The organism is Nakamurella aerolata (assembly GCF_013002705.1).
In the GTDB taxonomy this organism is placed as follows: Bacteria; Actinomycetota; Actinomycetes; order Mycobacteriales; family Nakamurellaceae; genus Nakamurella; species Nakamurella aerolata.
This window is the reverse complement of record NZ_JABEND010000002.1, coordinates 301,546-327,783: the sequence shown is the minus strand read 5'-3', so window position 1 is coordinate 327,783 and position 26,238 is coordinate 301,546. Positions and strand designations below refer to the sequence as shown.

Annotated in this window: 26 protein-coding genes and 1 pseudogene; 12 read left to right on the top strand and 15 right to left on the bottom strand. The window is 70.7% G+C overall.

What is annotated here, in order from left to right:
- Positions 1-81 precede the first annotated feature (81 nt).
- From HKD39_RS04705 to HKD39_RS04690, 4 genes are all read right to left on the bottom strand, one after another.
- Positions 82-1,620 carry a uroporphyrinogen-III synthase gene (locus HKD39_RS04705; protein ID WP_171198664.1) on the bottom strand — a complete coding sequence of 513 codons (1,539 nt, stop codon included), beginning with the start codon at positions 1,618-1,620 and terminating at the stop codon, positions 82-84.
- The gene (locus HKD39_RS04700) at positions 1,620-2,336 is read right to left on the bottom strand and encodes a redox-sensing transcriptional repressor Rex (protein WP_171198966.1); all 717 of its coding nucleotides are present in this window, start codon (positions 2,334-2,336) and stop codon (positions 1,620-1,622) included. Before HKD39_RS04700 ends, HKD39_RS04705 begins: the two co-directional genes overlap by 1 nt.
- Before the next feature lie 363 nt (positions 2,337-2,699).
- Entirely contained in the window at positions 2,700-3,041 is a 342-nt protein-coding gene (locus tag HKD39_RS20300; RefSeq protein ID WP_343074596.1) for a glutaredoxin family protein, read from the bottom strand.
- 176 nt (positions 3,042-3,217) lie between these two features.
- A complete protein-coding gene (locus HKD39_RS04690; RefSeq protein ID WP_171198964.1) occupies positions 3,218-4,432 on the bottom strand; it encodes an acyl-CoA dehydrogenase family protein in 1,215 nt (404 codons plus the stop codon).
- 333 nt (positions 4,433-4,765) lie between these two features.
- Here HKD39_RS04690 and HKD39_RS04685 point away from each other — a divergent pair, with 333 nt between their 5' ends.
- Positions 4,766-5,848, top strand: coding sequence for a D-2-hydroxyacid dehydrogenase (locus tag HKD39_RS04685; protein WP_171198663.1), 1,083 nt, complete (start codon positions 4,766-4,768; stop codon positions 5,846-5,848).
- 138 nt (positions 5,849-5,986) lie between these two features.
- On the opposite strand, the gene HKD39_RS04680 is transcribed toward HKD39_RS04685, so the two are convergent.
- Both HKD39_RS04680 and HKD39_RS20295 read right to left on the bottom strand, forming a co-directional pair.
- Entirely contained in the window at positions 5,987-6,643 is a 657-nt protein-coding gene (locus HKD39_RS04680) for a response regulator (protein ID WP_171198662.1), read from the bottom strand.
- Positions 6,640-7,773, bottom strand: coding sequence for a histidine kinase (locus HKD39_RS20295; protein ID WP_171198661.1), 1,134 nt, complete (start codon positions 7,771-7,773; stop codon positions 6,640-6,642). Before HKD39_RS20295 ends, HKD39_RS04680 begins: the two co-directional genes overlap by 4 nt.
- A 120-nt stretch (positions 7,774-7,893) precedes the next feature.
- Between HKD39_RS20295 and HKD39_RS04670 the strand changes: the two genes are divergently transcribed.
- The 4 genes and pseudogenes from HKD39_RS04670 to HKD39_RS04655 all read left to right on the top strand — a co-directional run bounded on the left by HKD39_RS04670 (position 7,894) and on the right by HKD39_RS04655 (position 11,379).
- Positions 7,894-8,664 carry an ABC transporter ATP-binding protein gene (locus HKD39_RS04670; RefSeq protein WP_171198660.1) on the top strand — a complete coding sequence of 257 codons (771 nt, stop codon included), beginning with the start codon at positions 7,894-7,896 and terminating at the stop codon, positions 8,662-8,664.
- Positions 8,661-9,284: pseudogene (locus HKD39_RS20745) on the top strand (ABC transporter permease); the annotation flags it as partial. The gene HKD39_RS04670 and the pseudogene HKD39_RS20745, both read left to right, overlap by 4 nt.
- A gap of 208 nt (positions 9,285-9,492) precedes the next feature.
- On the top strand, positions 9,493-10,290 hold the full coding sequence (locus HKD39_RS04660) for an SDR family oxidoreductase (protein WP_171198659.1): 798 nt from the start codon (positions 9,493-9,495) through the stop codon (positions 10,288-10,290).
- Positions 10,291-11,379: an L-idonate 5-dehydrogenase gene (locus HKD39_RS04655; protein ID WP_171198658.1), complete on the top strand. Its 1,089-nt coding sequence runs from the start codon at positions 10,291-10,293 to the stop codon at positions 11,377-11,379.
- On the opposite strand, the gene HKD39_RS04650 is transcribed toward HKD39_RS04655, so the two are convergent.
- On the bottom strand, positions 11,353-11,997 hold the full coding sequence (locus tag HKD39_RS04650; protein ID WP_171198657.1) for a TetR/AcrR family transcriptional regulator: 645 nt from the start codon (positions 11,995-11,997) through the stop codon (positions 11,353-11,355). The genes HKD39_RS04655 and HKD39_RS04650 overlap by 27 nt on opposite strands.
- A gap of 36 nt (positions 11,998-12,033) precedes the next feature.
- On the opposite strand from HKD39_RS04650, the gene HKD39_RS04645 reads away from it, so the two are divergent.
- Positions 12,034-12,828: an alpha/beta fold hydrolase gene (locus tag HKD39_RS04645; protein ID WP_171198656.1), complete on the top strand. Its 795-nt coding sequence runs from the start codon at positions 12,034-12,036 to the stop codon at positions 12,826-12,828.
- Between the two features lie 110 nt (positions 12,829-12,938).
- On the opposite strand, the gene HKD39_RS04640 is transcribed toward HKD39_RS04645, so the two are convergent.
- Positions 12,939-15,701, bottom strand: a complete 2,763-nt coding sequence (locus HKD39_RS04640; RefSeq protein WP_171198655.1) for a class I adenylate-forming enzyme family protein — start codon at positions 15,699-15,701, stop codon at positions 12,939-12,941.
- A 316-nt stretch (positions 15,702-16,017) separates the two neighbouring features.
- On the opposite strand from HKD39_RS04640, the gene HKD39_RS04635 reads away from it, so the two are divergent.
- Positions 16,018-16,914, top strand: coding sequence for an HAD family hydrolase (locus HKD39_RS04635; RefSeq protein ID WP_171198963.1), 897 nt, complete (start codon positions 16,018-16,020; stop codon positions 16,912-16,914).
- Positions 16,915-16,962: 48 nt separating this feature from the next.
- On the opposite strand, the gene HKD39_RS04630 is transcribed toward HKD39_RS04635, so the two are convergent.
- The 3 genes from HKD39_RS04630 to HKD39_RS04620 form a co-directional block, all read right to left on the bottom strand.
- On the bottom strand, positions 16,963-17,577 hold the full coding sequence (locus HKD39_RS04630; RefSeq protein WP_171198654.1) for a hypothetical protein: 615 nt from the start codon (positions 17,575-17,577) through the stop codon (positions 16,963-16,965).
- A 195-nt stretch (positions 17,578-17,772) separates the two neighbouring features.
- The gene (locus HKD39_RS04625) at positions 17,773-17,985 is read right to left on the bottom strand and encodes a hypothetical protein (RefSeq protein WP_171198962.1); all 213 of its coding nucleotides are present in this window, start codon (positions 17,983-17,985) and stop codon (positions 17,773-17,775) included.
- Positions 17,986-18,042: 57 nt separating this feature from the next.
- Positions 18,043-18,243, bottom strand: a complete 201-nt coding sequence (locus HKD39_RS04620) for a hypothetical protein (protein ID WP_212753961.1) — start codon at positions 18,241-18,243, stop codon at positions 18,043-18,045.
- A gap of 222 nt (positions 18,244-18,465) precedes the next feature.
- On the opposite strand from HKD39_RS04620, the gene HKD39_RS04615 reads away from it, so the two are divergent.
- Together HKD39_RS04615 and HKD39_RS04610 are read left to right on the top strand one after the other, a co-directional pair.
- Positions 18,466-19,530 (top strand): NAD-dependent epimerase/dehydratase family protein, encoded by a 1,065-nt coding sequence (locus HKD39_RS04615; RefSeq protein WP_343074594.1) that lies wholly within the window; start codon positions 18,466-18,468, stop codon positions 19,528-19,530.
- 290 nt (positions 19,531-19,820) lie between these two features.
- The gene (locus HKD39_RS04610) at positions 19,821-20,732 is read left to right on the top strand and encodes a lysophospholipid acyltransferase family protein (protein ID WP_425488413.1); all 912 of its coding nucleotides are present in this window, start codon (positions 19,821-19,823) and stop codon (positions 20,730-20,732) included.
- A gap of 233 nt (positions 20,733-20,965) precedes the next feature.
- Here HKD39_RS04610 and HKD39_RS04605 read toward each other — a convergent pair whose 3' ends face one another.
- The 3 genes from HKD39_RS04605 to proC form a co-directional block, all read right to left on the bottom strand.
- Entirely contained in the window at positions 20,966-21,067 is a 102-nt protein-coding gene (locus HKD39_RS04605; RefSeq protein ID WP_171198653.1) for a 30S ribosomal protein bS22, read from the bottom strand.
- 346 nt (positions 21,068-21,413) lie between these two features.
- The gene (locus HKD39_RS04600) at positions 21,414-21,644 is read right to left on the bottom strand and encodes a helix-turn-helix domain-containing protein (RefSeq protein WP_171198652.1); all 231 of its coding nucleotides are present in this window, start codon (positions 21,642-21,644) and stop codon (positions 21,414-21,416) included.
- A gap of 332 nt (positions 21,645-21,976) precedes the next feature.
- Positions 21,977-22,882: a pyrroline-5-carboxylate reductase gene (gene proC / locus HKD39_RS04595; protein WP_171198651.1), complete on the bottom strand. Its 906-nt coding sequence runs from the start codon at positions 22,880-22,882 to the stop codon at positions 21,977-21,979.
- A gap of 157 nt (positions 22,883-23,039) precedes the next feature.
- On the opposite strand from proC, the gene HKD39_RS04590 reads away from it, so the two are divergent.
- From HKD39_RS04590 to HKD39_RS04580, 3 genes are read left to right on the top strand one after another with little or no spacing between them, the layout of a single operon-like run.
- The gene (locus HKD39_RS04590) at positions 23,040-23,426 is read left to right on the top strand and encodes a YciI family protein (protein ID WP_171198650.1); all 387 of its coding nucleotides are present in this window, start codon (positions 23,040-23,042) and stop codon (positions 23,424-23,426) included.
- Entirely contained in the window at positions 23,423-23,782 is a 360-nt protein-coding gene (locus tag HKD39_RS04585) for a YciI family protein (protein WP_171198649.1), read from the top strand. The genes HKD39_RS04590 and HKD39_RS04585 overlap by 4 nt, the downstream gene beginning before the upstream one ends.
- Positions 23,779-25,023 (top strand): RNA polymerase sigma factor, encoded by a 1,245-nt coding sequence (locus tag HKD39_RS04580; protein ID WP_212753959.1) that lies wholly within the window; start codon positions 23,779-23,781, stop codon positions 25,021-25,023. Before HKD39_RS04585 ends, HKD39_RS04580 begins: the two co-directional genes overlap by 4 nt.
- Before the next feature lie 9 nt (positions 25,024-25,032).
- Here HKD39_RS04580 and ispD read toward each other — a convergent pair whose 3' ends face one another.
- Positions 25,033-26,229, bottom strand: coding sequence for a 2-C-methyl-D-erythritol 4-phosphate cytidylyltransferase (gene ispD, locus HKD39_RS04575; protein ID WP_171198648.1), 1,197 nt, complete (start codon positions 26,227-26,229; stop codon positions 25,033-25,035).
- Between the last annotated feature and the right edge of the window lie 9 nt (positions 26,230-26,238).

Here is a 26,238-nt window from a genome sequence, read left to right as displayed (position 1 = left end):
AGGGCACCGCCCCCGGGCACAACGCGCCGGGCGCGACCGTGGTTCCGGCGCGCTCCGGTGGGCCAGTCCGAATGCGCAGGGTCAGCGCCGCCGCGGGGACTTCCGCGGCGGCGGCAGCGCACCTTCATCCCGCAGCTGCTGGGCGTGCGCGGCCAGCGCCTCCACCAGCACCGGAATCTGCGGGGTCTCCGGCTGTACGTCCACCCGCAGCCCGAACTCGCGGGCGGTCTCTGCGGTCTTCGGGCCGAGGCACGCGACGATGGTGCGGGCGTGCGGCTTGCCGGCAATGCCGACCAGGTTCCGCACCGTCGAGCTGGTGGTGAAGCACACCGCCTCGAACCCACCGGTTTTGATGGCCTCCCTGATGTCCGCCGCCGGCGGCGCGGCCCTGACGGTGCGGTAGGCGGTGACGTCGTCGATCTCCCAGCCGCGGTCGCGCAGGCCGGCAGCCAGGGTCTCGGTGGCGATGTCGGCGCGCGGCACCAGGATCCGGTTGACCGGATCGAGCAGGTCGTCGTACTCGCCGAACTCGTCAAGCAGCGCGACCGAGCCGGTGGGCGCGCCCGGCTCGCCGGGGGCTGCCACCAGATCGGGGGCGATGCCAAGGGCCCGCACCGCGGCGGCGGTGCCGGCGTCGACGCAGGCGATGCGGACGCCGGAGAACGCCCTGGCATCGAGGCCGAATGCCTCGAACTTCTCCCACACCGCCCGCACCGAGTTCTCGCTGGTGAACACCAGCCACTGGTAACGGCCGTCGACAAGGCCCTTGACCGCCCGCTCCATCTGCGCCGGGGTGCGGGGCGGCTCGACGGCGATGGTCGGGACCCGCTGGGTGGTGGCGCCGTGCTCGGACAGCAGCTCGACCATCTCGTCCGCGGTGTCCTTGGTGTGCGGGATGAGCACCCGCCAGCCGTACAGCGACCGGGATTCCCACCAGGAGAGTTTGCCGCGCTGGCTGGTCTGGCCACCGATGGTGACCACCAGCGTCCCCGGCAGGTCGTGGGCGACGTTGTCCAGGGTGGCAAGGGTGGCGTCGACGGTGCGCTGACTCGGCAGGGTCGCACCCGACGTCACCGAGATCGGGGTGCCGGCGTCCAAGCCACCCTCGGCCAGCGCCGCGGCGGCATCGGCCAGGTGCCCGGCGGCGGCCTGCAGCACCAGCGTTCCGGGAGCCGCGGCCACCGTGCGCCAATCCTTGATCGCCCGCACGTCGGCGACGGTGTGCACGGCACCGACCGGAACCCCGGCATAGCTGGCCGCGGTGGTGGCGGCGGCCAGGCCGGGCACCACCTCGAACGGGACGACGGTGCGGGCCACCGCCTGGATCTCCTTGACGACGGCGTCGGCGGTGAGGACGTCACCGGCCACCAGCCGGACCACCAGCGCACCGCCGCGGGCAGCGGCGCCGAGCGCCTTGGCCACCTCGCTGGGCTCGCCGACCGCTGGTTGCCGGTCGGCGTGCGCTGCCAACTCGGCAACGCTGGCCGGCACGTCGGGATCGCTGACCACCAGATCGGCAGCCAGCAGCACCTGGTGGGCCCGGACGGTCAGCAGGTTCCTGTCGCCAGGACCTGACCCGACGAAAACGATCCGGCCGGCCACCTTGCGCGCCCTGGTCATCAACCGCTCCTTCTTTGCTGTTGCTGTGGTGTCGGTTCCGCCGGATCGGCAGGGGTCAGCAGGTGCGCCTGGTGGAAGGCGAGCATCTGCATCTCCAGGCCGACGTCGATCTGACGTACGTGCACGTCTGCCGGCACGTCCAGCCGTCCCGAGGTGAAGCTGAGCACCGACTTGATCCCAGCCGAGATCAATAGGTCGGCAATTGATTGGGCATCGCCGTCGGGCGCGGCGATCATCCCGATGGTGACCCGCTCGGCGGCGATAACCGTTGCCGCGTCACGGGTATGGTGCACCTGCAGTGGGCCGGCAGCGGTCGGCAGCGCCGCACCGATCACGGTCGGATCGACGTCGAACAGGGCGACCAGCGCGAAGCCCCTTCCAGCAAAACCGGCGTACCCGGCGAGCGCCCTGCCGAGGTTGCCGAGGCCGAACAGCGCCACCCTGTGGTCGAGTTCGGCGCCGAGCGCCCTTGAGATCTCCGCGCTGAGCACCGCGGTGTCGTACCCGACCCCGCGGATGCCGTAACTCCCCAGCCGGGACAGGTCGCGGCGCAGCGTCGCGGCGTCGACACCGGCGGCGGTGGCCAGATCTTGCGAGTTGACGGTCGCGCCGAAATCGCTGAGGGCGCGCAGATAATGCGGCAGCCGGGCCGCGGTGGCGGCCGGCACCGCGGCGGGCGGTTGCGCGGGGGACGACGGATCCGCGGCCAGCGACATGCTGACCGGCGACACGGGATCAGTACGCCCGGCCGGATCGGCCGGGGCCTGGCCCGCATGCGTGGACAATTCTGCTGCCGCCTGTTGTCGAAGGTGGCGACCCGGGATCGGAGCGACCCCGGCGCCGAGGGGGCGGCCAGCGTGTGCTAGGTCGCCGCTGCGGGACACACTATCCACACCGACTGCCGCAAACAAAACCGAGAATGGGACGGTCGTCTCACTCCGCAGGACGCCGCAGGTCGCCGCGGACGGCAGCGCCCCGCTACCGGGGACGAACGTCCCGCTCAATCCCGGTCGTCCGGTTTCCAGACCGCGGAGTCCCCGGCGATCACCTCACCGGATCAGCCGGCGCGATCGGCCGACTCAGCCGATGTGCAGCGCGGCCCGCAGCTCGTCGGCGTCCACCGTGAAGTGGCTGATCTCACGCCCGTCGACCAACAGCACCGGCACCAGATCGCCGTACTCGGCGCGCAGTTCCGGGTCGGCGTCGACATCGGTCTGCTGCCAGCTGGCGCCCTGCTCCAGCGCCACCTGCTGCACCACCTCGATTGCTTGTTCGCACAAGTGGCAGTCCTGGCGGACCAGCAGGGTGATGGGCGCGGCGGTCTCGGCAATGTCGGACGGCACATCGGTGCCGGACTCTGGGCCGGCAGCTGCGGCGGCATGTGCGGCGGAGTCTGAAGCGGAGCGGAAAGGGTCGGTCACCGGCCGATTGTGTCAGCCCAGCGGTGCCGGATCGACCGGGCACCGGTCAGCACCGAATCGACCAGGCACCGGTCAGCACCGAATCGACCGGGCACCGGTCAGCACCGAATCGACCGGGCACCGGTCAGCACCGAATCGACCGGGCACCGGTCAGCACCGAATCGACCGGGCACCGGTCAGTGCGCCGCCAGTTGCTTGGTCAGCGCCCGGCTGATCACCAATCGCTGGATCTGGTTCGCGCCCTCGACGATCTGCAGCACCTTGGCCTCGCGCATGTACCGCTCCACCGGATAGTCCTGCACATAGCCGGCGCCGCCGAGCACCTGCACCATGTCCGTCGTCACCTTCATCGCCATGTCGGTGGCAACCAGCTTGGCCATCGCCGCCTCGGTCGAGTACGAAAGGCCGCGGTCCTTGCGGGACGCCGCGTGCAGGTACAGCTGCCGGGCCGCGGCAATGTTCGCCGCCGCGTCGGCCAGCAGAAAACCGACGCCCTGAAAGTCGACAATGTGCCGGCCGAACGCCTCCCGCTCGGCCGCGTAGGCCAGCGCCGTGTCCAGCGCGGCCTGCGCGACCCCGACAGCGCAGGCCGCCATGCCGAGCCGTCCGCCATCCAACGCGGAGAAGGCAACCTTGAGCCCGTCACCGCGCTCCCCCAGCAAGTTCTCTTCGGGCACCGCCACCGAGGTGAAGTGCAGCTGGCTGGTCACCGAACTGCGCAGGCCCATCTTCCGCTCCGGAGTGCCGGCCTCGATGCCGGGCAGACCGGCCGGCACATGGAAGGCACCGATGTGCCGGCGCGCTCCGGTCGGGCGCACGGTGGCGTCGGACGTGGCGGAACCGCCCTCGGTCCGCGCCATCACCAGATAGAAGTCGGCCACCGGACCGTGAGTGATCCAGGCCTTGTCGCCGGAGATCTGGTAGCCGCCGGCGGTGGGCCTTGCAGTGGTGCGCATGGCGCCGACGTCGGACCCGGCGTGCGCCTCGGACAGGCAGAAGGCACCGAGCTGGTCGCCACCGATCAGATCCGGCAGCCACTTCTCGCGCTGCGCATCGGTGCCGAAGTTGGCGACGCCGTGGCAGGCCAACACGTGCACGCTGGTGCCCAGCCCGATGGCCAGCCAGCCGCGGGCCAGCTCCTCGACCACCTGCAGATAGACGGTGTTGGGCTGTCCGCCCCCGCCGTACTGCTCCGGGTACGGCAGGCCGAGCAGGCCGGCCCGGCCGAGCAGACTGAACACATCCCGCGGGAAATCGCCTGTCTCCTCGGCCTTGTCGACCCGTGGCAGCAATTCTTTGCGGACCAGGTCGTCGGTGAGGGCAAGCAGATCGCGGGCCTCGTCGGTGGGTAGCTCGCGCTCGACGGGAGCGCGGTAGCCGGTGCTGATCATCACGATTCCTCGGTGCGACGGTTCGGAGCACGGCCGCCGGGCGACGTCGGCCACGCAGGCGGTGCGCCCCGACGCCCTCACCACCGGCCGCAATCACGGCTATTGCGGAACAGTAGGGACAAACAACGCACTCGTGATGGTAGGGCGTCCAACCATCGGATCTCCACCGGCGCTCCGGCCGGCAGTGCGGCCGGCCGTTGCGCCGAGGTCGTTGCGCCGAGGCCGTTGCGCCGAGGCCGTTGCGCCGAGGCCGTTGCGCCGAGGTCGTTGCGCCGATGCCGGCGGAGCCCGGCGGAAGCCTGCATCGACGATCCCCGGTGGGAAGATGACGCCATGGACCAGCAGGCAGCGGCACCGGGAACCTCGCACCCGGCCCGGCTGCGAGTGGCTGTGGCCACCCCGCTGCCCGAAGAGCTCGCCGACCGGATCACCACAGCCGAACCGCGCGTCGAGCTGCTGTATCGACCGGAACTGCTGTCGCCGCAACGCTTTCCCGCCGACTTCGGCGGCGATCCGGCGTTTCGCCGCACGCCGGAGCAACAACGCCAGTTCGAGCGGCTATTGGATTCCGCCGAAGCGCTGTACGGCATCCCCGACGTGTCGCCGGATGCGCTGCGCCGCACCGCTACCGCCAACCCGAGCTTGCGCTGGGTCCACACCATGGCGGCCGGCGGCGGCGCCGCGATCAAGGCCGCACAGCTGCCAGCAGAACTGTTGCAGCGCATCGTTTTCACCACCTCTGCCGGGGTGCACGGCGCCTCGCTCGCCGAGTTCGCGGTTCTCGGCCTGCTCGCCGGGGCGAAGGGACTGCCCCGCCTGCAGGCCGATCAGCGTGCGCATCGCTGGCCCGAGCGCTACCTGATGCGCCAGCTCAGCGACCTCACCGTGCTGGTGGCCGGGCTCGGCGGCATCGGCACCGCTGTGGTCGAGCGGCTGCGGCCGTTCGGCTGCCGGATCGTTGGGACCTCGCGCAGCGGACACGGTCTTGACGGCGTCGATCGGGTGGTCGCTCCGGACGAACTGGCCGATGTGGTCGGCGAGGTCGATGCGGTGGTCAGCACCCTGCCCGGTACCGATGCCACCCGGAACCTGATCAGCGCCAACGTTTTCGCCGCCATGAAGGCCGGCACCATCCTGGTCAACGTAGGGCGCGGCAGCGTCGTGGACGAAGCAGCCCTGCTCGCCGCCCTCGACGACGGCACCGTCGGCTTCGCCGCCCTCGACGTGTTCGCCACCGAGCCGCTACCAGTAGGCAACCCGCTGTGGGAGCACCCGCGGGTGCTGGTCAGCCCGCACACCGCCGCGCTCACCGCGACGGAGGAACAACGCATCGCAGCGGTGTTCGCCCGCAATGCCAGCGCGCTGCTGGACGGGCAGCCGCTGCGCAACCGGGTGAACACCGTCGACTTCTATTAGCGGGTTCTATTAGCGGATTTCTATTAGCGGATTTCTATTAGCGGGCCGCTGCCAGCCCGTGGCTCGCCGGTCCGGCACCACCACCGGGCCGGGGCAGCGGCGTCCCAGCTGTTGCGCGACACCGGCACCCGTGGTTGATCACGACAGCAATCCGCGCCGCAGGGCGCGCAATACCGCGTTCGTCCGGTCGGACGAATCCAGTTTCACCAGGATCTGCGAGACGTGGTTCTTCACCGTTCCCTCGGCAAGAAAGAGGGTCTGCGCGATCTGCCGGTTGGTCAGGCCGGCCGCCATCAATCGCAGCACGTCCCGCTCCCTCGAGGTCAGTGGCTCCGGTAGCGGACGCACCGGCGCGTCGCGCTCGGGGAACTCGCGCAAGGCACCGACCAGACCCTCGGTCGCCGACGGGTGCAGGTAGAGGCCGCCGGCGGCCAACACCCGAATCGCTTCGGTGACCGTCTCCAGCGAGACGTCCTTGAGCAGATACCCACGTGCGTCGGCCCGCACCGCCGCCAGTACCTGCTCGTCGTCGTCGAAGGTGGTCAGCACCAGACACGGCACCGCGATACCCCGTTCGGCCAACCGATCGAGAAACCAAACACCGTCGAACTTCGGCATGCGCAGGTCGAGCAGCACGACGTCCGGCCGGTCCGCCAGCACCATGGCGAGTGCCTCGGCACCGTCGGAGGCTTCGCCGATCACGTCGATGGTTGAACTCAGGCCGAGCAGGCTGGTGATGCCTTCGCGAACCAGGCGCTGATCATCAACGGCGAGGACTGTGACCAGCGCTGTCATGCCGGGACCATCGCCGTGATCCGGAAACCGCCGGCGACGCTGAAATGAACGGAACCGCCGAGACTTTCGAAGCGCTCCCGCATTCCGGTCAGCCCGTTACCGGCCAGGATCGGATCGCGAGCGATGCCGTCGTCGCTGGCGTCGATGACGATCATGGAGCCGCTCTCGGTGCGAACGTCTACCCGCAGAGTTCTGGCCTGGGCATGCCGGATGGCGTTGGTGACGATCTCCTGCACCCCAAGCACCACAGCGGTTCTCACTTCTGGTGAGCGGATCGAGCTCGCATCGACGGTCAGGTCGATCTGCGGCGCTGTCACCCCATTCGTGATGCACAGCAAGGCTTCTTGCACGCTCTCCCCGCGGTCCCGCAGCGCACCAACGGTGGCCCGCACTTCGGTCAACATGGATTTTGCGGTGCGCAGCGCCCGCTTGATGTGCTGAGCGGTGCCGGGATCGGCGGTATGCGCTGCCACCTCCAGCTCAAGCGCCAGCGCGGTGAGTTGATGGCCGAGGACATCGTGCAGATCCCTTGCGATGCGGGTACGTTCGCCCGACCGGGTCGACGCCGCGAGCAGCTCTCGCGTCGCGTGCAGGGAGATGTTCGCGACCTCGAGGGAGGTCCTGAGCTCGATCTGACGCTGGTACAGCCAGACGAACATCACGGCGCTGACCTGAAGCAGCACATAGATCGAGGCGCTCACCACCGAGATCCAGAGATCCCGCGGGAACGTCGCCGCATTCAGCGCAACGCCGCCGGCGATGGCCGCGGTGTTCAGGGCGATCACCGCGATGCTCCACCCGGTGGAGAGCAGGTAGCCGCTGACCAGAGCGGTGTAGATGACGATCGTCGCCATCCAGCCGGCGGACGGGGCCGTGAGGACCAACGCCATTCCGCTGAGCCAACTGCCGACGAACACCCCGTGCGCAGCGCGCTCATCAAGGTGTTCCACCCAGATGGTCACCAGCGCAAGCGACACCACGAAGAACGCCAACAGCCCGACCCATGCCCCGAGCGGAACGATGGTCAGCTGCTGTCCCGACAATCCGCGTCCAACGGTCAGCGCACCGACCGCGACCGAGAGCACGACAGGGATCACGTCGACGAGTCGTTCCACACGCCGCCCTCCCACGACCCAAGAATAGGCAGTACCGGCGGCGCGCGAGAGTGCCAGAAGTCATGGGCCGCCAGCGACGAACCCGATGACCGCGGGTACCTGCGCGGCCTCGATCGGCTGCCTACGGTCGGTCGCATGAGTTCATCCGCACCGCCGGCGATCTCCGCCAGGGCCGTCACCAAGAGCTTCGGTCGATTGTCGGTGCTGCGTGGCATGGACCTCGAGGTACGGCGCGGCGAAGTCGTCGGACTGCTCGGTCCGAACGGCGCCGGGAAGTCCACTTTGGTCGGCGCCATCGCGGGCGTCGTCCCCGGCACCGGCGGGACCATCCTGGTCGAGAACCTCGATCCGAGCCGACAGCGCGACGGCGTCTCGCGGGTCCTCGGCGTGCAGTTGCAGCATCCGGTCTTCCATGAGGCCCTCACCGTCCGCGAGATCCTCAGCATCTACAGCCGCTTCTACCCGCGGCCCTGGCCGGTGGCCGATCTCCTCGCCACCGTCGGGCTCACCGAGCAGGCCGGAACCCGCAGCGGCCGGCTCTCCGGAGGGCAACACCAACGATTGGCGCTGGCGACGGCGCTGATCGGTCGGACTCCGGTGCTGGTGCTCGACGAGTTCACCGCTGGACTCGACCCGTACGCGAGGGAGCGCATGTGGCGGTGCATTGAACACCTACGGGCACAAGGGACCTCGATTCTGATCGTGAGCCATTCGATGGACGAGGTGGAGCGGCTGTGCGATCGCATCGTGGTGATGCGCTCCGGACGGGTGGTGGCCGACGCAAGCGCGCCCGAACTCATCGCCAAGGCACGGACCAACGACGCTCGGGTCGCCACCCTGACCGAGGCGTACCTCTCGTTGACCGGAGCCGGCTCGTCCGACGGCACCGGCGGGGAGCAGCGGTGACCAGCGCGCAAGAAGCCGCCGGCCGGGCCAGCTCGCCGCGCCGTCGCGGCTTCACCGCCCTGCTCCGGGGAGAGGCGCTGGCCACCGCGAGGGACACCGCTGGCCTGCTGATACCTGTCGCGCTGCCGCTGTTGCTCCTGATCTCGAACTCGTTTGCCGACGGGATCCGCGACCCACTGCGTCCCGGCGGGCCCAGAGTCTTCGACGTCTACGTCGTTCCACCAATTCTCTCGATCGTGGTGGCGATCATCGCGCTGGTCAACATGCCGAGCTTCATCGCGACCTATCGGCGCACCGGGGTGCTGAAAACGCTCGCGGTGTCGCCGATCCGCCCGGCGTCGGTGGTGCTGGCACAGATTGTTGTCAGCGCAATTCAGTTGGTCGCCGGCACCGGCCTGATGATCGCCGTCGCCGTCGCCGCCTTCGATCTGCACCGCCCCGTCGAGATCGTGCCGACCGTCGCGGCGTTCGCCGTCGGGGTCACCGCGATGTACGCGCTCGGCATGCTTGTCGCTGTCATCGCACCGTCGCCCAACGCGGCGATCGCCATCGGAATGGTCATCTTTCTGGCGACGGGTGCGATCGGCGGCATGTTCGGCAGCACCGAAAATTATCCAGAAGCGTTGGCAACCATCGGATCCATGCTCCCGTTCGGAGCCATGGTGCGGCTGCTGCAGGCCGGCTGGCTGGGCGAACCGTTGCCGCTGGGGTCGCTGGCCGCGGCGGGCGCGACCATTTCTCGTCTGCGGTGCGCTCAGTACGCTGCTGTTACGCCGACGGCCACGGTAGTAGCCGGGTCGACGGCAACTGCGGACGGAGTGAAACGCCTTGACCGACACTCAGCGGTCTCCCGGACCGTTCGACCTGGCCGGGCGCACCGCGCTCGTCACCGGATCCAGCCGCGGCATCGGCGCCGCGCTGGCGCTGGCGCTCGCCGACGCCGGCGCCACCGTTGTGGTCCACGGCCGCGACGCCGAGCGCGCCGCTGCCGCCGCCGCGCGGATCGCCGACGGCGCCGGCCGGCAGACGTTCACCGAGACCTTCGACGTCACCGACGCCGAGCAGGTGGACGCCGGCATCGGCAGGATTGTCGAAACCGTTGGGCCGCTGGACATTCTGGTCAACAACGCCGGGCTGCAGCGCCGCGCACCCATCACCGAGTTCACCGACGACGACTGGAACGACCTGCTGGCCACCAATGTCACCAGCGCCTTCCTGTTGTCGCGCCGGGTGGCGCGGGACTGGATCGCCGACACCTGGAGACAGCCGCAACGCAAGATCATCAACATCGGGTCGGTGCAGAGCCGGCTGGGCCGGGCCGGCATCGCCCCGTACAGCGCCACCAAGGGCGCGATCGCCATGCTCACCCGCGGGCTCGCCGCCGACCTGGCACCCCACAACATCGGGGTGAATGCGTTGGCGCCGGGCTATTTCGCCACCGAACTGACCAGCGCCCTTGTGGCCGACGCGGAGTTCTCCGCCTGGGTGGCGAAGCGGACCCCGGCCGGGCGCTGGGGCGAGCTGTCCGACCTGGCCGGCCCTGTGGTGTTCCTGGCGGCCCCGGCATCGGACTTCGTCCAGGGCCAGGTGCTGTTCGTCGACGGCGGCATGACGGCGGTGGTCTGAATGTCGCACTCGCGCAACGATTCTGCCGCATCCACCTCCGGCGCCGCCGCACCAGCGGTGCCGGGCAACCGCGGAGTGGTGGTGCGCGCCAAGGACGATCTGCGGCTCGCGGAGTTGCCGGCCGCGACGCCCGGCGCCGGCGAGGCGGTGGTGGCGATCGCCTACGGCGGCATCTGCGGCTCGGACCTGCACTACTGGCGCGACGGCGCCGCCGGGCAGTCCGTGCTGCGGGAGCCGATGGTGCTTGGTCATGAGGTGGTCGGGACGGTGCTGTTCCCGGGCGCCGACGGGTCGGGCCCGCCGGCGGGTACTCCGGTCGCGGTGCACCCGGCGACACCGGCCCCGTCCGGCGAGCTGCGTTGGCCGGCGGACCGACCCAACCTGTCCCCCGGCGGTACCTATCTGGGCAGCGCGGCCCATCTGCCGCACACCCAAGGCGCCTTCGCCCAGCAGGTCGCCCTGCCGACCCGGATGCTGCGGCCGTTGCCGGCATCGCTGCCGCTGCGTACCGCGGCGCTCATCGAGCCCGCCGCGGTGGCCTGGCACGCGGTTGCCAGAGCCGGCGACGTGCGCGGCCGGTCGGTCCTGGTGGTCGGGTCCGGCCCGATCGGGCTGCTCGCCGTCGCGGTGCTACGCCGAGCCGGCGCCAGGGTGACCGCCGTCGACCTCATCGACCGAGCGCTGCAGCTGGCCACCGACCTCGGGGCGGAGCGCACCATCAATGCCCGCGACGAGCAGGCCATCGCCGCCGTCCAGGCCGACGTGAGCATCGAGGCCAGCGGGCATCCCGCCGGGCTGGCCGGCGCCATCGCCGGCACCGCCCGCGGGGGTCGGGTGGTGCTGGTGGGCCTGCTGCCGCCCGGACCGCAACCGGTGCCGATCGCCGCCGCGATCGGCAAAGAACTCGATCTTCTCGGCTCGTTCCGGTTCAACGAGGAGATCGATGAGGTGATCGCCGCGCTCGCCGACGGGTCACTCGTGGTCGACCCGGTCATCACTCATGAGTACGACCTGGCCGATACGCTCGAGGCTTTCGACGTTGCCGCGAATCCGGCAGCATCGTCAAAGGTGTTGCTGCGCTTCGGCTAGCGACTTCTTGACCCCTGTCGACCCTTGGCGGGTCAGCAGGCCCGAGATGAGAATGTCTGCCGCCTGCTGAAGGTCGGCCCGCGGGTGCCCGAAGTTCGATTGCGCGGAGAGGCCGTGCCAGACCGCCTGCAGTGACAAGGCCAGCGCGGCCGGCTCGATGGACACGGGCAGCTGCCCGTCGCGCTGGGCGCGTTCGATGCGAGTGCGCAGCAGCCGCTTGTTATCCGAGTAAAGGTCTTCCAGGTACGCGCGGATGTCGATGGTGTCCGGCTTGTCGGTCAGCGCGGCGCTGCTCACCAGACACCCGGGGTGCCCCGAGCTTGGTTGGGTGAACTCCTCGACGGACCGGCGGAACAACTCGGCCAGCGCGACGGCGAAGTCGGGTTCGGCGAGGGCCTGGCGATAGATGGTTCGGTAGCGCTCGGCGTAGGTGCGAACAGCCAGCTCGAAGAGCCCCGCCTTGCTGCCGAAGGCGGCGTAAATGCTTGAGGTCGACATGCCCAGCGAGCCGCTCAGCGCTCGGGTCGATGTGCCGGCGTAGCCATGCCGCCAGAACAACCGCGCCGCCTCGAGTATCGCCGTGTCGCGATCGAACTTCGGAGGCCGGCCAGGACGCATCGTTGAATTGTAGAGCGAGTGGCCCATAATTGGGTTATGGAGCAAACGATACAGAACAGACTGCTACGGCCCGACGGAAGCTGGGTCTGCCTCGACGGCTACGGCGACACGTCCGGGCCCGGGTTGGTGATCGTGCCGGGTGTGATGAGCGATGCCAGCGGCTGGCGGCAGGTCGCCAGCAGCGTCACGGCGTGGCCGTCGGTGTGGGTGGTGAACCGACGGGGACGCACGCCGTCCGGTCCGCTCGGGCGCGACTACTCGATGGCGACCGAGGTTGGCGATCTGAGTGCCGTGCTGGAGGCGATCGGCGAGCAGCGGTCGGTGTTCGGTTGGAGCTACGGCGGCCTGATCACCCTGCTGCTCGCCCGGAACCGCGCGCTGCGGCAGGTGATCGCCTACGAGCCGGTCGATCCAACATTCGGCAACGCCGCACTACCGTCGCTGCGCGCCGCGGATGCCGCGCAGGATTGGGACGCGGCGGTCAGGATCGTGAACGAGGACGTGTCGGGGTTCTCCGCCGAGTACGTGCGCTCGCTGCGCACGGACGAGCCCGCATGGGCGACGCTGCGCCGACTGAGCGTGCCGCTCTACCGCGAGCTGAGCGCCCTGTCGCGCGCCGACCTCGACGCCGAGCTGGGCTCGCGGGCAACACGCATCGACCTCATCATCGGCAGCCGGAATGTCGACTCCGACCCGTACGGCGCCGCGTTCCGGCAGATCGAGAACCAGCTGGGCCGCCACACCGTCACCCAGCTGCCCGAGCAGGGCCACCTGGCCCATCTCGAAGCACCTGTTGCCCTCGGCCGGCTGCTCGACCAGCTCGCGATCTGATCCGCACCCGGCTCTGCCGGGAGTCGGCTCTACTGGGATTCCGCTCTGCTGGGATTCCGCTCTGCTGGGATTCCGCTCTGCTGGGATTCGGGCTGAGCCGCGGTTGGGGCTCAGTCCAGCTCGCCGAACAGATCGTCCTCGTCGTCGCCGGAGGTACGGCCACGGCGGGTGCCGGCGCCGGGAAGGCGCCGACCCAGCTGTGAGAGGTTGGCAGCACGCTCCGGAGTTGTTGTGCGGCTGAGGTTTTCCACCGTGCCGCCGCCGTCATCATCGCGGCCGCCGGATGCGCCTTCACGGTCGGTGGCCGGTGTACCCGCGGCGGCGTCGGTAGCAGCGGCAGTGGCGGTAGTCGCGCCGGCGGCGGCGGACCGGTCGCCGCGACTCGGCGAACCGGACGGGCCGGCCTTGTCGGTCGAGTCGTCCTTGTGCGCCATGTCGGCAGAGTTGTCCCTGTCGGCAGAGTCGTTGTCGGCAGAGTCGGCCTGCTGCTTGCCGTCGCGAGTGCGGGCGCGTTCGGCCAGCCGCTCGGGCACCAACTCGGCGGCGAACTCGGCCGCTCGCCCGGCCGCTCTGGACGCGGCCCTGGCGACCGCCTGCCCAGCCCGCGCGGAACGGTGGGCGACGCCGGACGGATCGCCCGACATTCCCTTATCCGCAACGGTTTCCGGCGCCTGGTCGGTGTCGGCGCCGTCGCCACGTTCGGAGTCGCTGGAACGGTCGGAGGCGGCCGGCTCGGTTCCGGTGCCGCCACTCCGGGCGGCGCTCTCACCAGCAGCGGCGGCGTCGTTGCCGGCCTGCTCCGGTTGTTTTGACTGCTGCGACTGTTCTGGCTGCTCTGGCTGCTCTGAATGCTCTGCCGCAGCGGCCTCCGCTGCCTGGGCGGCCCGCGATGCCGCGGTGTTCGCGGCCAGCACGGCCAGCAGCTCGTCGCGGTACTGCGCGGCGGCCGCCGGCCGATCCACCCGGCCCAGCTCGGTGCGCGGCACCCGATCGACCAGCACCAGTGCTCGCGGCCGTTTGAACGCCGGCAGCAGCTCGGCCAGTCGCCGCGTCAGTTCTTCGGCGTCGGCCTGGTCGGAGCCGCGGGTGCCGACGACGGCGGCCAGCGCCGTCACGGCGTCCTCCGGCGAAGTGTCTCCGTCGGCGACGACCCGGCCGTCGTGGTCCGCCGCCAGACCCACCACGATGGCCTCGGCGACGCCGGGCTGGGCGATCAGCACCGCCTCGATGTCCCTGGGGTACACGGTGAATCCGGCGATCCGCACCGCGTCCTCGGCGCGATCGGCCAGGTGCAGTTCGCCGACGTCGTCGGTGAATCCGATGTCGGTGGTGACGAACCAACCATCGGGACCCGGCCCGTCGCTGCCGTCGGGCCAGTAACCGGAGAACAGCGTCCGACCCCGAATCGCAATCCGCCCAACGCTTCCGATGCCCTCTGCACCTTCGAAATCCAGCTCAAAGTCCGCAGCATCGCCGGCATCGGCACCACCGGCGCCCGGGCCGGCATAAGCATCGCTACCAGTGTCAGCGGGATCGGTGTCGTCAGCGTCACCGTCATCAGCGTCGGCGTGAGCGTCACCGGCGGCGGCCGGGCTGTCGGCGCTGCCGGCGGGGTTGCCGGCGGGGTTGCCGGCGCTACCGGCCCGGGCGGCGCTGTCGGCCGGGTTGACGACCGCACCGGCCGCGGCGGCGTCAACTCGTTCCTGGTCAGCACCGCCGGATGCCGAATCCGGGGAATCTCCTTGCCGCGGAACAGCTTCGACGGAAGCGCCGGGCCCCCCGTCGGACTCGATGCGCACCTCGACACCGGGCAACGGCAACCCGACCGATCGGGGCCTTGGGCGCGGCGTCATCAGGGTACTGGCGACCACCGAGGCGGATTCGGCGATGCCGTACCCCTCCCAGACGCGTTGCCCGGTGCGCTCCCTGACCGTGCCCCAGTCTTCCGGGCGCAGCGGCGCCGCCCCACTGGTCATCAGCCGCACCGAGGCCAGCTGCCGCTCGGCGTCGGGTAGCGCCATCAAGGCCCTGAAGGTGGCCGGCGAGCCAGGGACCACCGTCGCGCGGTGCCGGCGGATCGCCTGCGGCACAGCGTCTTCCCACCAGTCACCGGTGGTGACGTCCGGCACGACGATGGCGGTGCCGACCGCGACCGCCGGCAACAGCGAGGTGACCAGTCCGGCGACGTGGTGCATGGGCAGTGCCTGCACCACCCGATCAGCCGGGTCCAGCCGCAACTCGGCAGCGCCGGTGGTCTCGGTGATCGCGGCGACCGCCGCCAACACCGCCCGGTGCGACAACATCACCGGACGGCGCCGGCCACCGACCCGGCCCAGCAGGGCCAGATCCTCCGCGGCGCCGGTCGGCGGGACGGCCGCCCGGGATCCGTCCCACCAGCCGCTGACGTCGGCGGCGGCCAGCCGGCGCACCCCGGCGGCGTCGGCGCCCGGCGCGCCGACAGCGACATCCGACCCGGAACCGGGTGCACCGTCGTCCCGCCCGATGATCATGCTCGCGGTGACTTGCTCGGCGGCAGTCAGCGGGTCGGACCGGGCCGGGTCGATCGGCGCTGCCACCGCACCGGCCCGCCAGACCGCAAGCACCGCAACGGCCAGTTCCACCGACGTCGGCAGCGCCAGCACCACCCGATCCCCCGGTCGCAGGCCGGACTCGAGCAGTTCGGCGGCACCGGTGTTCACCGCCTGATCCCACTGGGCCCAACTGAAAGACCCAGCGGCAGTGGCCGTGCCTGCGGTGGCGAGCAACGCGGGCCGATCGCCGAGCCGCTCGGCGGTCGCCGAGATCAGCTCGGCGATGTTGCCGGAGGCGACGTTGCCGGAGGAAGGCGGAACCGGGCGCGACGGCGCAGGCATCATTCCTCCATCCGGACGGGTCGGCTCAGTGGTTGGCTCAACGGTTGGGTCACTGGTCGGCTCGGTGGGGTGTCGCGAGGCTCGGGCAGCCACCGGGCGAACCACTGTTGATTGTGCCCGGCTCCCGGGCTCCCCCGCAGCGGGGCCACGCCGGGCCGCCGTGGCCGGGCAATGGATACCCTGGGTGGCACCGGAACCCGTCACAACGGACGGACCACCAATCCGGCGCGACCGCCGCGGCCGACGTCACCGGCGCACGAAAGGTGACGGCACTGCCGCGAGCGCGGGCAGTCGGGACGAGCGCTGACGGGAGGTGATCGACGTGCGGTTCGGTCGAGCGGGCGGGCGTGAACGGGCGCTGCGCGCTCGGATCGCCGGGCAGGCCTCGGCCGAGGTGGCCGCCGCGGCCGCCCACGCCGACACCGAGCCGCTCGCCCCGGGCACCGACCTGACCGCTGCCGCCTTCTTCGACGTCGACAACACCCTGATGTCGGGTGCGTCGGTGTTCCACTTCTTCCGCGGGCTCGCGGCTCGCAAGCTGTTCACCTCGTCGGACATCGTCAAGTTCGCGATACGACAGCTCAGGTTCCGGCTGGGCGGCGAGAACATGGACGACGTGCACGCCTCCCGGGCCGAGGCGCTGTCGTTCGTCGCCGGCCGCACCGTCGACGAGATCGTGGATTTCGGCGAACAGATCTACGACGAGTCGATGGCCGACAAGATCTATCCGGGCACCCTGCGGCTGGCGCGCCAGCATCTGGACGCCGGGCAGCGGGTCTGGCTGGTGACGGCGACCCCGGTGGAGCTGGCCCAGTTGATCGCCCGCCGGTTGGGACTGACCGGCGCGCTCGGCACCGTGGCCGAGACCGAGAACGGCGTGTACACCGGCCGGCTGGTCGGCGACCTGTTGCACGGGCCGGCCAAGGCGGCAGCGGTGCGGGCACTGGCCGCGACCGAGGGGCTCGACCTGCGCCGCTGCACCGCCTATTCCGACTCGGCCAACGACATCCCGATGCTCAGCGTCGTGGGGACCGCCGTCGCGGTGAACCCCGACTCGGCGCTGCGCGACACCGCCCGCCGCAACGGCTGGCAGTCGATCGACTTCCGCACCGGCCGCAAGGCGGCACAGATCGGTGCCGGCTCACTGTTGGGGATCGGCGCGGTCAGCGGCGCGGTCGCCGGTGGGCTCGCGGTGCGCCGCAAGCTCCGCTGAGCGACTCGGGCCGGTCGCCAAGCGGCTATGAGCGCGGGCTGAGCGGGGTCAGGGAGACAGTTCCCGGAAGAAGGCGCTGGCCGCGCCGGGCCGTCCTGGCGGCCCGAAGACCGAGCAGCCGAGCGCTGCCGCCAGCTCGTCGGCCTGGTCGAGCGCGGCCAAGGCGCGCAACCCGGCGCGCGGGGCGTCGTCACCGTAACTGGCCCGCCAGTACAGGCCGCGGCGGCGCAGCAGCGCAACGGCGGTCCCGTCCCTGCTCAGCTCCGTCCGCCGGCGGCCGCGGTGCCGCAGCCGGTAGCTGCGCCCGGCGATCACGAACGACGCGTCTTTGCGACGACGCAGCCACGCGCCGGGACGGCCATTGGTGACCGGTTGCGGCGGCTCACCGATGATTTCCAGCTGGGCACTCTGCCCCTCCGCCAGCCGACCCCGGCGTTGCACGAGCGAGTCGGCGTCAAAGGTGGTGGTGAACCAGCGCCGGACCTTCGAAACCGCTTCTGGCGCATCGGATCTGCTTTGGGCATCGGCAGCGGGTCCGGCCCGGCGGCGCAACCGGGCACGTGCGGTCCCGGCCGGGTCGTGCACGGTGAGCGTCTCCGCCGTCGAGTCGAAAACGGCCCGCCACGGCGGCAGATCGGTCCACGACGAAAACGCGAGCGCCATTCGGCAGAGCGTAGAACCGCGGCGCTGAGTTGGTGGGCAGTTGCCGAGAAGTCGATTGGGCCGTTGCCAGGCATCCATCGTCATCGACACGCTGTCTCGCGCTGTCGTCGGCGAAGAGAGAACAGCAACCGGGGCACGGTATGCCCCCCGCGTGCCCCACACCGTAGGTGGGCACGGCACCCACCAAGGACCGCGTCAGCATCCGTAGCGTTTCACCGCGGCCTGGCGAGAGATGCCCAGCGCGGCGCCGATGGCCGCCCAGGGCAGCCCTGCGTCACGGGCGGCGGTCACCGCCGCGGACACCTCTCGCTGAGCGGCTTCCCGAGCCTGGGCGGCGGCAGCAATGCGTCGCAGCGGCGCCCCATCGATAGCGGGACCTGTCGACTGGTCCTGATCGGCGTCGATCATTGCCAGCAGCTCGCTGTCACTGCGGATGGTTTCGGTAGTCATGGTTGTCACCCCTCGTCAGAGGAATTTCCGTCGGGCCGTCATGGCATGGAAGATGTCGCTGTCGCGGTTGATGCCGACCTCGATCAGCGACCCGTCGCGGGCCGGACCGACGATCATGTCGAAACCGTCCATCGGCCACACCCGGATCGCGTTGGCGACCGCGTGGCGGATATCGCTGTCGGCGATTCCGTGGCGACGGGCGCTGCCCTTGATCACGTTGTCAACTATGGTTGCCCTCCCGTCATCTTGTCAACTTTGGTTGCTGGGAGAGAGGGCATGGTGCGCGGCAGCAGCACCGCCCGCGGATATCGGTCGGGCCCCTGCCGACCTGGGGCTTTTGGACCGCGTCCCACCGCCCGGGCGTAGTTGGATCGGCCTCGGGCACCATAGAGTCGGAGGTGGCCGCTGTGCGTGCGGTCGCGGCGAAAGGAGCTGAGCGTGTCGGTCGTGCTGGTCACCGGCGCCACCCGGTTCCTCGGGTCCGAGCTTGCCGGTCGGTTGGCCGGCGAGCCCGGCGTCGATCAGGTGATCGCGGTCGACGCCGCGAACCCGGATCCGGCAACCGTCAGCCGGCTCGGCGATGCCAGGTTTGTGCGCGCCGACATCCGAAACCCGTTGATTGCCAAGGTGATCGAGACATCAGGTGCCGACACCGTTGTGCACGCGAGCGCCTCGGCACCTGCCGGGTCGGCGTCGGCGCGGGTGCTGGCCAAAGAGATGAACGTCCTCGGCACCATGCAGTTGCTCGCCGCCTGCCAGGTCGCGCCCACGGTGAAAAACCTGGTGGTGCGGTCAACCGCTGCCGTCTACGGCGGCTCCCCGCGCGACCCTGCGGTGTTCACCGAAGAGACCGAGCCGCACGCGCTGCCGTCGTCGGGACCGGCTCGCGATGCCGCCGACATCGAGGGTTACCTGCGCGGCTTCTCGCGGCGGCGCCCGGACGTACGGGTCGCGGTGGCCAGGTTCGCCGAGATCATCGGCCCGAGCGTGCGGACGCCGTTGACCCGCTATTTCTCGCTGACGCCAACGGTTCCGATGTTGTTCGGGCGGGACGCACGGGTGCAGTTCGTCCACGAGCAGGACGCGGTCGAGGTGATGTACCGGCTCACCGTCGGCGACTGGGCCGGCGTGGTGAACGTCGCCGGGGCCGGCACCATGACGGTCGCCCAGGCCATCCGCCGGGCCGGACGGGTGCCGGTGCCGCTACCGGGTCCGGTAATCGGAACCGTAGGACGGGCGCTCCGCGCGGTCAGCATCGGCGAGCTGCGGCTCGGCGGCTTCTCCCCCGAGCAGGTGCAGCTGCTCGCCAACGGCCGCAGCCTTGACACCAGCAGACTGCGCGACGAGCTGGGCATCCAGCTGCGTTACAGCACCGAAGAGGCGTTCGCCGATTTCGCCGCAACGCTGCCTCCGGTGCCGGGGACCGACCGGGTGCGCGCCGCCGAGCACTGGCTGTTGAACGCCGTCGGCGCCGGCGGCACCGAGCGGAGTGGTCAGCAATGAACAGCCGTCCTTCGACCACCCGACCGGGTGGCAGCAGCGGTGCTGGCAGCAGCGGTGCTGGAAGCAGTGGCGTTGGCAGCAGCGGTGCTGGCAGCAGCGGCGCTGGAAGCAGTGGCGTTGGCGGCAGCAAAGCCGGAAACAGCGGAGCCGAAGCGAAGCGCCGCCGCGCCACGAAGCGCCCGGCTAGGAGCCCGGATCTCCCGGAGGCCTCCGACGCCGCTGCCGACGGCGCTACTCAGCGCGTGGACGACACGGGTGCGGCCGACGGCGCTACTCAGGGCGCGGGCAACGTGAGTGCGGCTGCGGTTGCGGCCGACGGCACCGCTGGTGGCATGGAAGGCGCCGCTCCCGCGGAGTTGACCGGCTGGCAACGCAACGCGGCGAAGGCGCTGGAGTTTCTGCGGCGTCGGCTGACCGGCGACTACCAGATCGACGAGTTCGGGTACGACCCCGACTTCACCGACCAGCTGCTGATGCCGGCGCTGCGGGTGCTGTACGAACGCTGGTTCCGCGTCGAGGTGCTCGGCGGCAGCCGGTTGCCCAGCACCGGCGGCGCGCTGCTGGTCGCCAACCACTCCGGCACCATCCCGCTCGACGCCGCCATGCTGATGGTGGCGACCCGCGATCACCACCCGGCGCACCGCCCGCTGCGGGTGCTGGCCGCCAACCTGATGTTCGACACCCCGGTGCTCGGCCCACTCGGCCGGCGGGCCGGTGCCACCCTCGCCAGCAATCCGGACGCCGAGCGGCTGCTGGAGTCGAGTGAACTTGTCGCGGTATTCCCCGAAGGCTTCAAGGGCATCGGCAAGCCGTTCCGGCAGCGCTACCGGCTGCAGCGGTTCGGCCGCGGCGGCTTCGTGTCGGCGGCGCTGCGCATTGGGGTGCCCATCATCCCGTGCTCCATCGTCGGGGCCGAAGAGACCTACCCGAAAATCGCCGAGATCCCGCAGCTGGCAAGGATTCTCGGGCTGCCGTACTTTCCGGTGACGCCGACCTTCCCGCTACTCGGGCCGCTGGGCGCGATCCCGTTGCCGGCCAAGTGGATCATCGAGTTCGGCGAGCCGATCGACACCAGCGGCTACCCGCCAGACGCCGCCGACGACCCGATGGTGGTGTTCAACCTGACCGACCGGGTGCGCGAGACCATCCAGCAATCGCTGTACGACCTGCTGCTGCGGCGCGGACACCCGTTCTTCGGCTGAGCCCGATCGAACGGAAAAATCGGCGCCTCGATCGGCATCTGCCCAGGTCGCTTTCTCTGGCTGAGCCTTGAGCCGCCGATATTTCCCCTGTCCCGGCCGGCCGTCCCGCAGCCTCTGGTAACAGCACCGCACCCCGCTCGCGGTGGGCGAACGGGGTGCGGGACGAGCGTGGCGGCCGGCGCCGCGGTACTGCCGGAGCGAATCGCGCCGGCAGCGGAAGGGTCAGCGATCCGTCACTTACCGGCGCGGCGGCGAGCCACCCGGGTCTTGCGGAGCAGCTTGCGGTGCTTCTTCTTGGCCATCCGCTTGCGACGCTTCTTGATCACTGAACCCATGTGCTGCCAACTTTCCAGGTACGAGCAGCGCTTATCGCCGCCCGGGGTGTCGATGGTCGGGTGCGCTGGGACGTGCGCGCTGCCCCACTGCCGGGGCCGGCGGACGCACCTCGAGCGCGACGCACCAGCGGTGGCCGCGCTGTACCAGCGCTGAAACAGTCTACCGGCGCCGGACTGTCGGTCCGCACCAGCCGTATCGCCGGCGTCCTAACTCGATCAGCACGATCGGCGGCGGTGAGCCGGCAGGCACCGTCGAGTCGGCCAACGCCGTCGGGCCGCGCGGCGGTGGTGAGCCGGCAGGCATCGGCGGACAGGGTCGGCTCAGCCATCGAAGGTCACGGCGAACTCAGCCGACGTCGTTGAACGCGGTTTGCAGGTAGTCGTGGACGGCTCGTTCCGGCACCCGGAACGAGCGGCCGACGCGTACCGCGGGAAGCTCTCCGGAGTGCACCAGCCGGTACACCGTCATCCGCGACACCCGCATCAGGGTGGCTACTTCGGCGACGGTCAGGAAGCGCATCTCCGACAGGGCACCGTCCGGCGCAGCGCCGGGCGTCTGTTCAGGCTGTGGTGGCATGTTGTGTGCACCATCTTTCGGCACGTTCACGGCCGCCGGCTTCCCCTCCGGCGGACACGGTCGCGCTCGTGCTTTGTGCACTCTAGCGGTACTCATGGTGCTGATGCGACACCTGGACATATCTCATTCGGACGCATTTTCGGCGGAGCTGCCTTCGGCGTGTCGTCTTTTTCCAGATTTCCGCTCCCTGGCCGCCGCCACCGAGCTTTTCGCAGGTCAGCACGCAGGTCGGCGCGCCGCACCTTGACCGGGTTACGGGGTGTGGCAGGCAGCGCCGGAGTCCGCACCGCCGCGGCCGCCGATTCGGTGCCGAGGCAGCGGGAAACACCCGCTCAGTGATGGGCCCTGCCGAGCTCGGTGGAGCGCCGCGCCGCTGCCTCGATGGCGGCCAGCAGCGCCGCGCGGACGCCGTGGTTCTCCAGCTCCCTGATCGCCGAGATGGTGGTGCCGCCCGGAGAGGTGACAGCTTCCCGGAGGGCAACGGGATGCTCACCGGAGTCGCGCAGCATCAGCGCCGCTCCCACCGCCGACTGAATGATCAGGTCGGTGGAGACGTTGCGCGGCAGGCCGAGCAGGATCCCGGCGTCGATCATCGCCTCCACCAGGTAGAAGAAGTAGGCGGGACCGGATCCGGACAGCGCGGTGACGGCGTCCTGCTGCGATTCCGGTACCCGCGCCACCTTGCCGATGGCCGCCAGCAGTTGCTCGACCAGATCCAGGTGCTCGGGCGCGGCATGCGCGCCGGCCGAGATCACGCTCATGGATTCGCCGAGCAGCAACGCGGTGTTGGGCATCACCCGCACCACCGGGGTGCCCTCCGGCAGGTGCCGCTCGAACAGCACCGTCGGCAACCCTGCGGCCACCGACACCACCAGGGTGCCGGAGCTGATGGCCGGGGCGACCTCGGCGAGCAACGGTTCGATGTCTTGCGGTTTCACCGCGACGACAAGCACGTCGGCGTCGGCGGCCGCGTCGGCATTGCTGGTGACAGCGACGCCGTACTGCTGCTGCAGCTGCTCCGCGCGGGCCGGGCGCCTGGCACTGACGCTCAGCGTCGCCGGTTCGCGGCCGGCGGCGAGCAGCCCGGCCAGCAGCGCCTCGCCGATCTTGCCAGCGCCCAGAATCGCCACCGTCGGGACCGTCCCGCCGCTCTGCGCTGCCTTGTCGGCGCTGCCCGCGTTGTCGGCACCGCCTGCGTTGTGGTCTGCGATGTCGGCTGCGCCGGTCCGCTCGCTCATGCCGCCAGCATGACATCCCGACGTCTGGAGGCTGAAGGACGCCTCGTACCGCTTCTTCGGGCAGGCTGTCGATACCGGGCATGCTCGTTCGTCAGGAGAGTGCGGCCGCACCCGTGGCCTGACGCGAAACCCCAATCCGAACCAGAAGGAGCACAGCATGACCGAGTACGTCGTTCTCATCACCGGAAACCCCGACCGCTGGTGGACCACCATGTCCGAGGAACAGCGCAGGGCCGGATACGCCGAGTACAACCGGTTCGGCGAGGAGCTCGGCAAGCGCGGCCACCGGATCACCGGCGGCGCGGAGCTGCACGGGTCGTCCGACCTCAAGCTGATCCCGCCGGGCGGTGGGCCGGCCACCGACGGGCCGTTCGCCGAGACCACCGAGCAGGTCGGCGGCTTTTACCAGGTCGAGACCGACGACCTTGACGACCTGGTGGAGTGCTGCCAGATCATCGCGGCCCTGGGCGATGGCATTCAGGTGCGTCGCACGGTCACGCCACAGGAGCGGCCGGACGCGCCCGGCGGTGGCGAACCGTCGTGAGGTACGTGGTGCTGATCGCGGAGCGGCCCTGGGACTGGCAGCACGCCGACGAGGCGCAGCGCAAGGAGTACTTCGACGCCCACCACGCGTTCGAGCGCTACGTCGACCGGCACGGCCGGTGCCACAGCAGTGCTGCCCTGTCCGACGCCGACGTCGCAACGACTGTGCGACACCAGGGCGATCGCGCCGTGGTGACCGACGGGCCGTTCGCCGAGCTGTCCGAACAACTCAGCGGCTACTACGACGTCGAGCTGCCCGACCTGGACACGGCCATCGCCGCCGCCACGCTGCTGCCGGCGGCCTACACCCTGGAGATCCGCACCGTCGTCGGCGTCGAGGGCTACGAGTCGGCGTGACGGCGGTCGCGGTGCTGGCGGCGGTGGTGCGCCAGGAGTGGGGGCGGCTGACGTCTTTGCTGCTCGCGCACTTCCGCCGCCTCGACCTGGTCGAGGACGCGCTCGCCGACGCGGTCGAGACCGCGACGACGCGGTGGCCGCGCGACGGCGTCCCGGACAACCCGGCCGGCTGGCTGCACACGGCGGCGCGGCGGCGGGTACTCGACCGGTTGCGAGCCGAGATGATGGCCCAACGCAAGATGCCCTTGCTGCTGATCGACGCCGAACATCGTTCTACCGCAACGACTTTCGCCGACCCTGATGATCAGGTGGAGGACGATCTGCTGCGCCTGGTGCTGATGTGCACGCACCCTGCGCTCGACCCGGCAGCGGCGAGCGCACTGACGCTGCGCCTGGTGTTGGGGGTGAGTACCGCCGACATCGCGCGGCTGTTCCTGGTGCCGGAGCCGACGATGGCCGCGCGCCTCACCCGCGCCAAGAAGAAGATCGTCACGGCGGGCATCCCGTTCGCGGTGCCGTCGGCGGACGCGCTGCCCGAGCGGTTGCAGGTGCTCGCGCAGACGGCCTACCTCGCGTTCACCGCCGGTTACGCGCCGGGCAGCGGACCTGACGTGGTCCGAACAGCGCTGGCAGCGGAGGCGATTCGGCTGGTGCGCGTGGTGCTGGAGCTGCGCAGGGGTGAACCGGTGCTGGTCGCGTTGCTCGCGCTGATGCTGCTGCAGCATTCACGGCGGGACGCGCGGGTCGATGATGCGGGTGCCGTGGTGTTGTTGCCGGACCAGGATCGTTCCCGCTGGCGCCAGGACGAGGTCGCCGAGGGCGTCGCGCTGCTGTCGTCGCCGGCGCTGACCGGGCCGATCCCGGTGCTCGCGGCGGGGTACGCGGTGCAGGCCCGCATCGCGGCCGAGCACGCGACGGCCGCCTCGGCTGAGGCCACCGACTGGTCCCGCGTCGTCCGCCATTACGACGACCTGCTGGTGCTCGCGCCGACACCGAGCGCGCGGCTGGCTCGGGCGGTCGCGGTTGCCGAGGCCGACGGGCCGCTGGCCGGGCTGGATGCGATGGCCGGTCTCGACGACGCGCTGCCGCGCAGCCACCGCCTGCCTGCCGTCCGGGCCGCACTGCTCGAACGGGCCGGCGAGCGCGACGCGGCGCGGGCGGCGTACGGGCTGGCACTCCAGCGGTGCGGCAACGACGCGGAGGCCGCCGATCTGCGTCGGCGCCGCGACGCTCTCGGTTGACGCTGCCCGTCAGCGTCCGGCGATCAGTGCCGTGGCGAGCGCGGCCCGACCCTCGCCCCGGCCGGTCAGCCCGAGCCCGTCGGTGGTGGTTCCGGCGACGGACACCGGCGCACCCAGCACCGTGCTCAGCGTCTGTTCGGCCTCTGCCCGCCGGGGGGCGAGCCGGGGCCGGTTCGCGATCACCTGCACGGTGGCGTTGAGAACCCGGTACCCGGCCAGCTCGACCCGGCGGCCGACCTCGGCCAGCAGCGTGCTGCCCGAGGCTCCCCGCCACGCCGGGTCGTCGGTGCCGAACACCGCACCGAGATCGCCGAGCCCGGCCGCGGACAGCACAGCATCACAGAGCGCGTGAGCGGCGACGTCGCCGTCGGAGTGGCCGGCACAGCCGTCGGCGTCGGGGAACAGTAGCCCGGCCAGCCAGCACTCCCGGCCAACCTCGATCGGGTGCACGTCCAGCCCTGAGCCGACACGCAGGCCGGCGGCAGCTGGGACCGAGCCGAGCCCGGTTGTGTCGGCCCGCGCGGCGCGCACCGCCGCCAGATCGGCGGGAGTGGTCACCTTGGCGGCGGCCGGGTCACCTGGGATCAACGTGACCGGCTCCGCCAGCCGTTCGACCAACGCCGCATCGTCGGTGGCCGACCCGCCGGCGCCGTGGTCGGTCGCGGCCGCGTGCGCCCGGCGGAGCAGACCGGCGGTGAATCCTTGTGGGGTCTGCATCGCGCGCAGCCGCTCTCGGTCAACCACGCCGGTGCTGTGTCCTTCGTCGTCGACGCCGCGGATGGTGTCAGCCACCGCGAGAACCGGGACCACCGCGTCGGCACCACGGCGCACGGCGGCGATCACGTCGGCCACCAGGCGCGGCGGAGCGAACGATCTGGCCGCGTCGTGCACCAGCACGATCGCCGCATCCGGCCACTGGGCGTCCGCCGCCTGCAGCGCGAGCCGCACCGATTCGGTTCGGTCGGCGCCGCCGGCCACCAGCAGCACCTCTGCCGGAAGAGCGGCCCTGGCCGCGTCGAGCTGATCGGCGGGCGTCGCGACGACGACGTGGTCGACACCACCGGCCAGCAGGGCGTCGACGGCGTGCGCCACCAGGGCCCGGCCGCCGACCTCGACGAATGCCTTGGGCATGCCCGCCCCGAGCCGCTGGCCACTGCCGGCAGCCGGAACGAGAGCAACCACCGATCCGGACAGGTGCGCTGCCATGGGTTGGCG